Genomic DNA, 13,142 nt, shown 5'->3' with positions numbered 1-13,142 from the left:
GATTTGTCATGAACCTATTTCAAATCCCCCAACTGAACCCGATACAATTTGTCATCCTTTTCATCCGGATTCCCACGACCGTCAGTGTTATTGCTGACAAAATATAAATTATCACCGTCAACGAACACATCCCTAATTCGACCCAAATCGCTAATTACCGCCCGACTCTGCTTCTGCTCCAAATCAAACTCCCGAACCGCATTCCCTTTTAATGTCGCCACATAGAGCTTACCGCCAGCTGCCGCCATTCCGGAAGGAGCCCAAGTTTCGACCACACCTGATTGAAACAGGGGTGTCTCCATCCCTGCATTCTTCTCCTTACCCTGAATAACCGGCCAGCCAAAATTTCCCCCGGCCACAATCCGATTGATTTCATCATGGGCCGATTGCCCATGTTCGCTCGCATATAATGTCGACCCAATCCACACTAACCCCTGTGGATTCCGATGGCCATAGCTATAAACATAGGAATTTGGAAACGGGTTATCCGCAGGAATCGTTCCGTCCAAATTCATTCTCAAAATTTTCCCATTTAACGAGCTCGGCTTTTGCGCAACCGAAGGCGTAGTTGCATCACCCGTCGTAATATAAAGTTTCCCATCAGGGCCAATCTTCAGTCTGCCGCCATGGTGATAGGCAGCACTCGGGATGCGATCCAGAAGAATCCGTTCCTCCGTCCACACACCACCGCTATACCGCAGCACAACAACACGATTAAATTGCCCGCCACTGCTGTCATCCCCATACGTATAATAAGCAAACGCCTGTTGATTCCCCGAAAATCCCGGATCCAAAACAAATCCCAACAATCCGGCCTCTGCTGCCCCGGCAAGCGGCTTTTCTAACTGAACTCGCTGGCGTTCCATTTTACCGTTTTCAATCTTGACGATGCTTCCAGTTCGTTCACTAAGATAGAAGGATTCTCCCACTTTATCAATTGACCATGGAACAGATAAATTCTCAGCCATCACTTCCACATCTGGATGCATAACAACCGCCACATCCGCATCCTCTTTTTTTTCAAAAAAAGAACAGCCTGAAAGCAGCAATATCAGCACAAGTAAAACGGAACCCACCCGGTACATAGACCCCTTCCTCTCCTATAACACTTCTAAAATCGCCTTCGCCACACCATGTTTATTATTGGTATCGGTAATGACATCACATAATGCCTGGATTTCATAGTTTGCATTTCCCATCGCAACCGATCTACCAGCGCGTTCAAACATCGATACATCATTATAGTTATCGCCAATCGCCATCGTTTCCGCTATATCAATGCCTTTTTCTTTTGCGAACGCTTCAAGTGCAATTCCTTTTTGGGCCTGCTTATTGGTAATTTCTAAATTTTCATGGCCTGATGCGGAAACAGCCAGACCTTCAAAGGCAGCGAGGGCGTGACCAGCAGCCGCAAGTTTTTCCGCATCAAATGAAAAGACCAGCATCTTATAGATTTGAACATTTTCATCGGCAAAAAGAATTTCATAATCCTCGATTACTTGGACCAAGCCATCACGCAATCTTGCCCCGGCAGCATAGGTAACTTCGTCCCGGTCGGCTTCAGGATTGGCGCTCAGGATAATATCCACAAGTGTCGATATCGCTTTATCCGCATCAACTGTACAGGCACCTTGATCCGTGTATACTTCAAAATAAATATCAAGTTCCTTTAGCTTTGCGGCCACCTCACGCGCCATGTGTTTCGTTATCGGGGTGGCGGAAAGGATTTCTCCCTCCTTCGAACGAACCTCTGCACCATTTACACAAATAATTGGGCACTTTAGGCCCGCCTCACCTAAGACGTAGGTTGCCTCCTGGTACGATCTGCCCGTCGCGACGACAAATTCTACTCCTTGTGCTTGTGCTTTTAAAATTGCCTCTTTATTTTCCTCACTAATCTGTTGAACTGAGTTTAATAATGTTCCATCCATGTCTGATGCAATAATTTTAATCATGCTGTCAACGTCCACCTTTTACGTAATTTGATAACTGTCCAGCGGAAGCGCCTAGGGGCTTCCGCTTTTCTGGTTACTGCCATTCTAGCATGAACCACTAAAACATTATCGCCGTTTGCTCAGCCCAAATACTTGCTGCCCTCCCGAACACTCAATGGTGCCAGTGACTGACCCTCGATAAACGCCTTCACCGAAGCGGGATTCGTCTTTGAGTATTCACGCAATGCCCAGCCAATCGCCTTTTGGATAAAAAATTCCTTACTCCCGGCATTTTGCCTTATGTATTGATAGAGCCGCTCTTCATTCGTCTTCTGCTTATATTTCAATTGAAAAAGAATCGCCGCCCGTCGGAGCCACATGTTGTCGTGAACGGCCCAGCCATCCACCGTGTCCCCCACCACCACGGGGAACTTCTCAGCAATTTTCCCAACCGGTTTTGGGGCAATTGCATCAACGGTATCCCACCACGATTTCGTGGTAATCAGCCACTCCATGAAGGGCAAATCTTCTTTTTTCAGCTTGTTCATCATTTTTTCCAAATATGTCAAGGCCGTATATTGGTATTCTCTTTCATTTTTCCCCCAAAGCTCATCCACTAATTCCTTGTTAAACGGCTCCTTTAAAATTCCCGTTTCATTAAAAAATTGCTTTTCTAATTCCTTTCGTAATGGCGACTTGATCCCTAAAAAGGGAAAATGGCCTTTCATATACTTCTTCATCGGTTCGGCATCAGTTTCATTGCGGTTTTCCACAAACAGCTTTGTCAATAAATCGATATTGGATGTCATCATGATCCATCCTCTCCACAAAAGTCTTATGTACTAGTTCTACTTTATTCCAGTTTCTCCTTTAATTAAATGGCATAAACAAATCCACTGGCGCCACACTAATGTTAGCAGAAAAGGAGGGAAGCGAGATGACCAAGAAGTTCAATAAGGGCAGCCGTAACCAGAATTCCCCGCGGGCCGGGCATGCTGAAGCTGAATTTGCCACAGAGTTTGTCAGCGGCGATAACAGCAAAGGAAACCAAAATAATCACACGCAGAAAGAGAAGAAATAGAAGCAGGGTGCCGATATCATAATCGGCACCCAACTTTTTTAGCCCTTAGCATTCGCCAATTCTTTTATTTCCGCCGCAATCCGTCCTTGAATCCTTTCCACCACGGAAAAATCCATTGCGGCCACATAAATTGCTTCGAGCTCATCATGGAGCGCTTTTGCTTTTGCAAGATAACTTGTTGCTTCAGTCATTTTGTTTTTATATTTCGCGGCAATTTTACTGATTATATCGGCAAAAAGATCGTCCGTCCCCGGCTCAATCAGGATCTCATACATATCAATAATCTCATCGCCATCACGGCTTGGAAAATATTCATGTGGTGCCGTACTGTCAAAAATCGCAATTCCGAGCTCTCGTAAAATCAACATATCGAGGCTGTGCGGATCAAAACCGCAATGATAAATTTCAACGTCGACGCCGCGCTGTTCAGCAGCCGCTGCCAATTTCTTCAGCATTGTCGATTTTCCGGAACCAGGGCGGCCTTTAACGAAATAGCGCTTCGGAATCTCCTCGGTCAAATTCGGAACGAAATCAACTGCCCCCATCGGTGTCGCCGCCCCTAAGAAGCGATGCCGCACATCCGAATCCTTATTCAATTTCATTTTTCCAAAAAAGGTTTCAATTAACTTGTTCGTCAGTTTGTCTGCCTTTTTAAAATCCATACTGTTAATATAAATTTTTTCCCAATCATCGTGGATCTCCAACGCTTCCTTAAACGTTGCATACGCCTTTTGGAAGGAAGCATTAATCTCGTTAGTCAGCTTTTGAATCACATTTTTCTGAACACTAAGGGCACGGGCATTCCAGGCTTCACCAAGGTTAATATATTCCTCCACCGCCCCGGGTGCCTTCGGCTCAATTACATGTGGCGCCGTTCCGTCGACAATCCCCACCTTCAACGCCGGAATCAGCACACCATCAATGGAACTATTATCAGATGAGCAATGGAGAAACTCGACATTATATCCTTGTTCGATCCACTCATTGCCTATTTTCTTCATCAGTGATGATTTCCCCGTTCCAGGGCCGCCCTTTAGAATAAATAACCGGTCTAATCCTTGAAGATTGGATTCATAAAGACTATGAAAGCCTCTCGCAGTATTTCCGCCGGCAAAATAATTTTTAATTTTCCCTGCCACTCATCAACACTCCCTTATACGTGACAATCGCAAAGTTCATTTCAACCTATACTATGCTTAAGCCGTTTATAGGTGAGTGCCTAGGAAAATTTTCTATTTCACCACATCAATGATTTCCGCTTTAGTTAGATCCTTTAAACTCTCCGGTGAGAGGACAATTTGCACGCCAATTTTCCCGGCGCTCACAACAATGGATTCATTTTGCAGGCAGCTTTCATCAATGAAAGTCTTATAGTCCTTTTTCATCCCAATCGGCGAGCAGCCGCCGCGAATGTAACCGGTCCATTTCTGAATATCCTTCACTGGAAGCATTTCCACATTCTTTTCACCCGCCGCCTTGGCCGCCTTTTTTAAATCCAACTCTTCGGAAACAGGTATTACGAAGACATAGACCGCTTTGCTATGCCCTTGGGCGACTAAAGTTTTATAGACTTCCTTTTGGTCACGGCCAATTTTCTCCGCCACCGAAATTCCATCAATTTTTCCATCTTTATTGTCATATGTATGCATGTCGTAGCTGACCTTTTTTGCATCCAGAATCCGCATTGCATTTGTTTTCGCTTGTGCCATTTGCCAAACCCTCCATCACAGAACATTCACCTTGCATTGTCATAATCATAACAGATGTTCCAAAATTTACACAAAATCACCCAAAATTTGTCACCCGTTTGTCACTCTCTTACTCCATGATTATAGTAAACTTAAATTATCTTAAAATATTTATCTATCATAAAGCAGTACTTGCATAAAAACTATTTACATATGTGAAATATATCACAAAATTAAACTCTTTCTTTTACTAATCCAATCCTGAGGTGATTTTTTATGAAATATGATCTGGTTTTGCTGCATGCACCTAGTGTGTATGACTTTAGAAAAAATTCCTTGCTCGCCGGCCCGATCAGCGATGTTGTCCCGTCATCGCCCGTGTTTGAAATGTATCCAATCGGACTGACAAGTATCGCTGACTACTTGGAGCGGTATGGGCTGAGGGTAAAAATAATCAACATTGCTAACCGCATGCTGATGAGCGAAACATTTGATGTGGAAAAAAAATTAAAGAACATCCAAACAAAAGCATTCGGGATTGACCTCCATTGGCTGCCGCATGCACACGGCAGTATTGAGCTTGCAAAAATAGTAAAAAACCTCCATCCGGAAACACCGATGATCTTCGGAGGCCTTTCCGCAACCTATTATCATAAAGAGTTAATTGAATACCCGTTTATTGATTTCGTGATGCGCGGCGACTCCACAGAAAAACTAATGCTCCTTTTAATGAATAAAATTGAAGCAGGTAATAGCCATTATGCCGATATTCCAAATCTAACCTGGAAGAAGGACGGGGAATACGGCTTCAATCCGCTTACGTATGTACCAAAGGATTTGGATGATGTCGATGTACCGGGGTATCGCTATACAATCCGCTCGGTGTTTAAATATCGCAACTTCTTTGACCCGCTGCCATACAACGGCTGGCTGCAATACCCGAACACAGCCCTTTTAACCGCAAGAGGATGTACGCAAAACTGCCTGATCTGCGGAGGTTCAAGGGAGGCCTATGACCAAAACTGCAACCGCAATTCGCTGGCATTACGATCACCCAGGAAGCTGATCGAGGACATTCAATTTATTTCACGCTTCAGCCGGGCACCGATTTTCATTCTTCATGACCTACGGCAGGGCGGCCGAGAGTATGTCAATGAATTTTTTAGCCGGCTTAAAAAACTGCATCTAAAAAATGAAATTGTGTTTGAGTTATTCCAATATGCGGACGAGGAATTTTTTAATCAAATGAATGACAGCGTGCCAAAATATAGCATTGAGATTACCCTCGAAACCCATGATGAAAAAATCAGACGCTATAACGGAAAGTTTAACTGCACAAACCAAAAGGTGATTGATACGCTTAATTTCGCGTTAAAAAATGGCTGTAAAAAGATTGACCTGTTCTTCATGGTCGGGATACCGGGGCAGACGTATCAAAGCGCCATTGAAAATATTGATTTTTGTGAAACGATTCATCTTGCCTGCAACAAGGATCCAAGGGTCTTTTACTTTGTCGCACCGCTGGCACCATTCCTTGATCCGGCCAGCCCGGCATTTGAACATCCGGAAATCCATGGCTATAAAAAATACTGCCATACCCTTGAGGACCACCGCAAGGCGATTACCCAGCCTTCTTGGAAGCATATGCTAAGCTATGAAACAAAAGATATGACGCGGGATGATATTGTCAATTCCACTTATGAAGCGGCAGAAAAACTAAATGACTTTAAACTAAAATACAATCTTATTGATCTAGAAGGCTATCAAGAAATCAAAGCGAAAATTGAGAAGTCAATGGCCTATATCGAAAAGATTGATCATGTCCTTGCATTACCTGTGGGTAAGCAAGCTGTGGAACTGGCAAAAATTCAAAAGGAAATTGATGAATTAAATAAATATAGTATCTGTGGGAAGAACGAGTTAAAGTGGGAAGTCCAAAAGAATTACGCCAATTTCTTTTCCCTTGCCCTAGTCGGCATCGAACAGCTTTACGAGGATTACATGATCAAAATCAGGCACCGCTTAAGCCCGCAAAGGCGCCGGCAATTCCAGCTTGACCCTGAACAAAGGAAGATGAAAATATAAAACAATGGGTCTGACCCCTCTGCCTCATTTGATTTTTGAACTACATGAGTTGAGAGGTCAGAACCTTTTAATAAGAAGAGGTGTTGGGCTCCCCCAACACCATTTAATGCCCACCTAGATAGGCAGCTCGTATTTGATCACTTTGACTCAATTCTTCCGCTGTTCCAGCAGCCACGATTTTACCGGTTTCGATGACATAAGCCCGGTCGGCAATCGAAAGTGCCATATTGGCATTTTGCTCGACTAACAGAATGGTTGTCCCCGTTTTATTAATTTCCCCAATAATATTGAAGATCGTTTTCACCAATAATGGTGCAAGGCCCATCGAAGGCTCATCCAGCAGCAATAAGCGCGGCCTGGCCATCAATGCCCGTCCCATCGCCAGCATTTGCTGCTCACCGCCTGAAAGCGTTCCGGACAGCTGCTTACGGCGCTCATAAAGGCGGGGGAACAGTTGATAGATCTTTTCAAAATCTTCACGGATACCCTTTTTATCCTTCCGTAAGTAGGCACCTAACTCAAGATTTTCCTCCACCGACATGTTTGAAAACACTCTGCGGCCTTCGGGAACTTGGGAAATTCCTCTTTTCACAATCGCTTGGGCCACCTTACCGGCAAGGTGCTCATTTTCAAACAGGATTTCACCATTTTTTGGCTTCAGTAAACCGGAGATCGTTTTTAACAGCGTACTTTTTCCGGCACCGTTCGCGCCAATCAAGGTAACAATTTCTCCTTGATTGATTTCAAGGGAAACTCCCTTCAATGCATGAATATTTCCATAGTAGACGTTAATATCATTTATTTTTAACATTTTACGAGACCTCCTCGCCGAGATACGCTTCGATGACTTTCGGGTTATTTCTGATTTGCTCCGGTGTACCTTCGGCAATCAATTGGCCGTGGTCGAGTACATAGATTCTTTCACAAACGCCCATGACGAGCAGCATGTCATGTTCAATAAGGAGAATCGTCAGGTCAAATCGCTCGCGGATCAGGGAAATTAAATTCATCAGCTCTTCCGTTTCCTGGGGATTCATCCCTGCTGCTGGTTCATCGAGCAAAAGTAGCTTTGGACCGGCTGCCAGTGCCCGGGCAATTTCAAGGCGGCGCTGCTGACCGTACGGCAGATTCTTTGCTACCTCATGCATGACCCCCTCAAGCTTGAAGATTTTTAAAAACTCAATGGCCTTTTCCTCCATTTCCTTCTCGCCGGAAAAATGGGAGGGGAGGCGAAAGATGGAGCTAAGGATCGAATGTTTAGCAAGCGAATGATAGGCAACCTTTACATTATCAAGCACCGATAATTCACTAAACAAACGAATGTTTTGAAACGTTCTGCTAATCCCTTTTTTGGTAATTTTATAGGGGGCCTGTCCATTTAATCTTTCGCCATCTAACGAAATACTGCCTTCGGTCGGAATATAAACACCTGTTAATAGATTGAAAAAGGTCGTCTTTCCCGCACCATTTGGGCCAATTAAACCGACAAGTTCACCCTGTTTTAATTCTACATTCACATCCGAAACAGCCTTCAGGCCGCCAAAGCGGATTCCGGCATTTTTAACTTTAAGCAACGGTGTTTTTGCCGTCATGCTGCACTCCTCCTTTAGCAGATTTCCCCATTTTTAAGAAAGAGGTAATTTCTTTCGTTCCCATCAATCCCTGCGGACGGAACAGCATCATCACAATCAGTACAAGGCTGTAAATAACCATCCGAACCTCCGGATAATTGGAGAGGAAGGTTGAGATAATCGTTAAGAGAATTGCCGCAATAATGGAACCTGACATACTCCCCAAGCCGCCAATTACGACTAAAATCAAAATATCAAATGATTTTAAGAAACCAAAGTTTGTCGGCTGGATAATATAAAAGTTATGAGCGTGCAAGGCACCGGCAACACCGGCAAAGAAGGCACCAATGATAAAGGCCATTACTTTATAAAAAGTCGTATTGATCCCCATTGCATCTGCAGCAATTTCATTTTCGCGAATCGAAATACAGGCTCGTCCATGCGTCGAGTTCGTAAAGTTGACAATCACAACAATCGTGATGGCCACACAGGCAATCAGCCATGGCCAGGTTGTCATGTGGGAAACCGTCATACCGCTGGCCCCGCCGACATAATCAATATTTAAAAAGACGATTCTGACAATCTCTCCAAAGCCGAGAGTAGCAATGGCAAGGTAGTCACCTCTTAGTCTTAGGGTCGGAATTCCGATAATCAATCCGGAAATTGCAGCGGCCAAACCTGCGGCCACGATGGCCACCGGAAAAGGCAGACCCAATTTCATTGTCACAATTGCGGAAGCATAGGCGCCAACTGCAAGGAAGCCGGCATGTCCAATCGAAAACTGCCCGGTAATGCCGATAATTAAATGAAGTGAAGCGGCTAGAATGATATTGATGCCAATTGAAAACAAGGCATTTACATAAAAGGAGTTTAATGACCCCCCGTTAATTAGAAATTGGGTAACAACGGAAAAAACCACGACAACACCCATTGTGCCCCAAAAACCTTTTGCTTTTTTTAAACTATTCATCGCGTCATACCCCCCTAGACCTTTTCCCTGACATTTTTACCAAAAAGGCCAGCAGGGCGGAAAATTAAGATTAGAATTAATACGATAAATGCTACGGCATCGCGCCAGAGAGAGCCTCCGGTAGCACTTACAAGCGCTTCAATCACACCCAATAATAGTCCGCCAGCCATTGCCCCCGGGATAATCCCAATCCCGCCAAGAACTGCCGCAACAAAGGCTTTAAGGCCCGGAATAATTCCCATCAACGGCTCAATTTTCGTATAGTACATACCGAAGATCACTCCGGCTGCACCGGCAAGGGCAGAACCAATCGCAAAGGTAGCAGAAATGGTATTGTTGACGTTAATCCCCATCAACTTTGCGGCATCCATGTCGTGGGACACAGCACGCATCGCCTTGCCAATCTTCGTTTTATGAACGATAAACTGCAGGACAATCATTAAGAAGAGTGATACTCCTAAAATCAGGATGGACTGGCCGCTGATTTTGACGCCAAAAATCTCCAGGCTTTTTAATGGAACAATCCCATTTGGATAAGCTTCCGGCTGGGCACCGCGGATATAAATGGTACCATATTCGATAAAAAGCGAAACGCCTATCGCCGTAATGAGTGCCGCGATTCTGGTGGCATTCCGTAAAGGCTTGTACGCAATCCGTTCAATTAACACGCCAAAGATGGCGCAGGCAGCCATTGATATTAGTAAAGCCGGGAAAAATCCTAAATCTAGTATAGTAATAGAATAAAATCCAATAAATGCACCGACCATGAAGACGTCCCCATGGGCAAAGTTAATTAATTTTACAATTCCGTATACCATTGTGTAACCAAGGGCGATTAACGCATAAATACTACCTAAGGATACACCGTTAACCAGCTGCTGTATAAATTGTTCCATGTCGAAAACACTCCTTAGAAAGGGCTTCTAACCTTTTTTAAAAACCAGAATAGGGAGATGAGACTCTCCCTATTCACTTAATATTTTATTCAGGACTTACCTTCGTTTTAAATGTCTGTTCGCCGTTTTTGTACTCAAGAATGACGGCAGATTTGATTGGATTGTGGTTCTTATCAAGCTTCATTTTTCCAGTTACAAGCTCAAGACCATCTGTCTCAGCAAGTGCCTTTTGGATTTTCTTAGAATCGCCGCTGCCAGCACGCTTAATGGCATCTGCGATGAAATAAGCTGAATCATATCCTAAAGCGTTGAAGGCATCAGGTGACTTGTCTTTGTATTTTGCTTTAAATGCATGAACGAAATCTTGTACCTTTGAATCAGAGTCGCCAGAAGAATAGTGGTTCGTAATAAATGTATTGTTTAAGGCATCCTTGCCGGCTAGTTCAATTAGTTTAGGAGAATCCCAGCCGTCTGCACCCATCATAGGTACTTCAATGCCTAATTCACGAGCTTGCTTGACAATTAGACCAACTTCTTCATAATAACCAGGAACAAAGATGAAATCAGGATTTTTCCCTTTAATGTTTGTTAATTGGGCATGGAAGTCAGTATCCTTCGCTACATATGCCTCTTGCGTAACAATTTTTCCGCCCTTTTTCTCAAACAATTCTTTAAAGGAAGCAGCAAGACCCTTAGAGTAATCACTTGCACTGTCAATGAAGACAGCAGCTGTTTTTGCCTTTAAGTCATTTGACGCAAAGTTCGCTGCTACAGTACCTTGGAATGGGTCAATGAAGCAAGTACGGAAGACGAAATCATTTAATTTGCCGTCTTTAACCGTCACGTCATCTGCCGTCCCCGTTGGTGTTAAGATTGGGACATTATTGCTTTGAGCAATTTCAATCTGTGCTTTTGTATTTCCGCTTGTAGCTGCCCCGATAATGGCGACAACCTTATCTTGGCTGATCAGCTTCGTCGCACCGTTAATGGCTTCCGGAGCTTCAGACTTATTGTCAAATGGAACAAGCTTCAGCTTTTTGCCGTCAATGCCATCTTTGTTAATTTCCTCGAGCGCTAAATCAATCCCTTCTTTAATTGATTGACCGTAGGATGCTACACCGCCGGAAAGCTCAAGGTTGGCGCCAATTTTAATTTCTCCGCCCTTGTCCGATTCCCCTCCATTACTTGAAGAAGTTGAACTACCACATCCTGCCATCACGCCTGCTGCTACCATAAACGACATAAAAATACCAGCTAATTTTTTCTTTCTCATGGCAATACCCCCTGTTTTTCTTAAAATTTTCCCAATCTAATTGTCCTACAGTTGCCAAAAAAGATAATATTCTGAAAATATTGTATCTAATATTTTTGAGTTCGTCTAGTCTATTTATGCGTTATTTTAAAATAATTTAGAAAATAGTAAAAAGTGCTGTTTTTACTCATGATAACGCTTTATTCTAATATAGAGAATAAGAATTTACTTTTATCCAAAAGGAAATTACGTTTTTAAATATTTTGTCTAAATATGATTCTCCTGCTTGCAAGGCAAAAAAAAGAGACACCCGAATCAGGAATCTCTTAGTTCAAATTGTTATACTAATTCTTTGCTTTTCGTTTCCTTTCCCAAAAAGAAGACAGCAAATGCGCCGATTAGGACGGAAATACAGAAAATCATAAAGATGGTCGAAATGGATACTTGCTGTGCGACAAGATTACCTACTAATAGTGGCCCTAAGATTCCGCCAACCCGGCCAATCGCCGCTGCCATGCCCGTTCCGGTCCCACGGATTATGGTAGGATACTGTTCCGGGGAATAGGCGTAAAGGCCGCCCCATGCACCAAGATTAAAGAACGATAGCAGAATTCCTGCCAGCATCAACATGGCTGTTGAATCTGCCACTCCAAAAAGATAAGCACTTACGGCTGTCCCAATTAAGTAGACGACCAAAACAAACTTCCGGCCAAACTTTTCAATAAACCATGCGGCTGTAAAATAGCCCGGCAATTGTGCCAGTGTCATAATCAATACATATTCAAAGCTTTTAATTAAACTAAACCCTTTCATGACCATCACACTTGGCAGCCATAAGAACATGCCATAATAAGAAAAGACGACACAAAACCAGACAATCCACAGCATCGCTGTTGGACGCCTATATTCTTTAGACCACAATTTCTTCATACCCTCGAAGGCAGAAATTTTTTTCTTATCCTTGACCGCTGTAAAACGCGGTGAATCTGGCAGCCCCATCCGCAAGTACAGGGCATAAAGCGCCGGAAGTGCGCTGATTACCAAGGCAATCTGCCAGCCAAACTTCGGGATGATAAAGTACGAAATCACTGCTGCTACCAACCAGCCGACAGCCCAAAAGCTTTCAAGCAGAACGACAATTCGGCCGCGCTTTTCAGCAGAGACGCTTTCCGACACGAGTGTGGAGGCAACAGGGAGCTCCCCGCCTAAACCAGCGCCAATGAAAAATCGTAACACTAAAAATGCTGCAAAAGTTGTCGTTAAGGCCGAAGCGCCGCTTCCCACTGAGAATAATAGCAACGTAATAATAAAGACATGCTTCCTGCCGACTCTATCTGCCATTAAGCCGAAAATAAGGGCTCCAACAGCCATCCCAATCGAATTGACGCTGCCAATCCAGCCCATCTGTCCCGGTGTTAAATCCCATTCAACTTTTAAGGCCGCAATAATGAAGCTGAGCATGCCTACATCCATGGCATCAAACATCCAGCCCATTCCGGCAATCCCAAGCAGTTTTCGTTCTGAAATTTCCTTTTTATTCTTCATCCGGATCCCCCTATGCTGTAACAGTTATTTACATTATTCCCCATATTCCACTCTTTTAAGTAAGGGTCATAAAACTATTAAACATAAAGTATTTTACCATGTGTCTTTACACCTGTCACT

General features: G+C 43.7%; 13 protein-coding genes. 2 read left to right on the top strand and 11 right to left on the bottom strand.

All coding sequences use genetic code 11. From position 1 onward, the window contains the following. Positions 1-14: 14 nt before the first annotated feature. From ACIQXV_RS07245 to ACIQXV_RS07235, 3 genes are all read right to left on the bottom strand, one after another. Positions 15-1,085 carry a PQQ-dependent sugar dehydrogenase gene (locus ACIQXV_RS07245; protein ID WP_402957352.1) on the bottom strand — a complete coding sequence of 357 codons (1,071 nt, stop codon included), beginning with the start codon at positions 1,083-1,085 and terminating at the stop codon, positions 15-17. 15 nt (positions 1,086-1,100) lie between these two features. Continuing rightward, positions 1,101-1,955, bottom strand: coding sequence for a Cof-type HAD-IIB family hydrolase (locus ACIQXV_RS07240; RefSeq protein ID WP_402957350.1), 855 nt, complete (start codon positions 1,953-1,955; stop codon positions 1,101-1,103). A 119-nt stretch (positions 1,956-2,074) separates the two neighbouring features. Then, positions 2,075-2,746: a DNA alkylation repair protein gene (locus ACIQXV_RS07235; protein WP_402957348.1), complete on the bottom strand. Its 672-nt coding sequence runs from the start codon at positions 2,744-2,746 to the stop codon at positions 2,075-2,077. A gap of 125 nt (positions 2,747-2,871) precedes the next feature. Between ACIQXV_RS07235 and ACIQXV_RS07230 the strand changes: the two genes are divergently transcribed. Further along, positions 2,872-3,015 carry a hypothetical protein gene (locus tag ACIQXV_RS07230; RefSeq protein WP_402957346.1) on the top strand — a complete coding sequence of 48 codons (144 nt, stop codon included), beginning with the start codon at positions 2,872-2,874 and terminating at the stop codon, positions 3,013-3,015. Positions 3,016-3,053: 38 nt separating this feature from the next. Here ACIQXV_RS07230 and ACIQXV_RS07225 read toward each other — a convergent pair whose 3' ends face one another. Then, entirely contained in the window at positions 3,054-4,154 is a 1,101-nt protein-coding gene (locus ACIQXV_RS07225; RefSeq protein ID WP_402957344.1) for a PRK06851 family protein, read from the bottom strand. Positions 4,155-4,247: 93 nt separating this feature from the next. After that, complete coding sequence (gene ybaK / locus ACIQXV_RS07220) at positions 4,248-4,724, bottom strand: Cys-tRNA(Pro) deacylase (protein WP_402957342.1); 477 nt, start codon at positions 4,722-4,724, stop codon at positions 4,248-4,250. A gap of 255 nt (positions 4,725-4,979) precedes the next feature. Between ybaK and ACIQXV_RS07215 the strand changes: the two genes are divergently transcribed. Beyond that, complete coding sequence (locus ACIQXV_RS07215; RefSeq protein ID WP_402957340.1) at positions 4,980-6,788, top strand: TIGR04190 family B12-binding domain/radical SAM domain protein; 1,809 nt, start codon at positions 4,980-4,982, stop codon at positions 6,786-6,788. A 103-nt stretch (positions 6,789-6,891) separates the two neighbouring features. Here the strand turns inward: ACIQXV_RS07215 and ACIQXV_RS07210 are convergent, their stop codons facing one another. From ACIQXV_RS07210 to ACIQXV_RS07185, 6 genes are all read right to left on the bottom strand, one after another. After that, positions 6,892-7,599 (bottom strand): ABC transporter ATP-binding protein, encoded by a 708-nt coding sequence (locus ACIQXV_RS07210; RefSeq protein WP_402957338.1) that lies wholly within the window; start codon positions 7,597-7,599, stop codon positions 6,892-6,894. A 1-nt stretch (position 7,600) separates the two neighbouring features. Next, complete coding sequence (locus ACIQXV_RS07205) at positions 7,601-8,380, bottom strand: ABC transporter ATP-binding protein (RefSeq protein ID WP_402957336.1); 780 nt, start codon at positions 8,378-8,380, stop codon at positions 7,601-7,603. Beyond that, positions 8,355-9,329, bottom strand: a complete 975-nt coding sequence (locus ACIQXV_RS07200) for a branched-chain amino acid ABC transporter permease (RefSeq protein WP_402957334.1) — start codon at positions 9,327-9,329, stop codon at positions 8,355-8,357. Before ACIQXV_RS07200 ends, ACIQXV_RS07205 begins: the two co-directional genes overlap by 26 nt. 14 nt (positions 9,330-9,343) lie before the next feature. Continuing rightward, on the bottom strand, positions 9,344-10,225 hold the full coding sequence (locus ACIQXV_RS07195) for a branched-chain amino acid ABC transporter permease (protein WP_402957332.1): 882 nt from the start codon (positions 10,223-10,225) through the stop codon (positions 9,344-9,346). 85 nt (positions 10,226-10,310) lie between these two features. After that, positions 10,311-11,498 (bottom strand): ABC transporter substrate-binding protein, encoded by a 1,188-nt coding sequence (locus ACIQXV_RS07190; protein WP_402957330.1) that lies wholly within the window; start codon positions 11,496-11,498, stop codon positions 10,311-10,313. A 318-nt stretch (positions 11,499-11,816) separates the two neighbouring features. Beyond that, complete coding sequence (locus ACIQXV_RS07185) at positions 11,817-13,022, bottom strand: MFS transporter (protein WP_402957328.1); 1,206 nt, start codon at positions 13,020-13,022, stop codon at positions 11,817-11,819. Positions 13,023-13,142 lie beyond the last annotated feature (120 nt).

The organism is Neobacillus sp. NPDC097160, from assembly GCF_044762155.1.
Classification (GTDB): Bacteria; Bacillota; Bacilli; order Bacillales; family Cytobacillaceae; genus Neobacillus.
The sequence above is the reverse complement of the archived record's forward strand: the minus strand, read 5'-3'. Positions and strand labels throughout refer to the sequence as shown.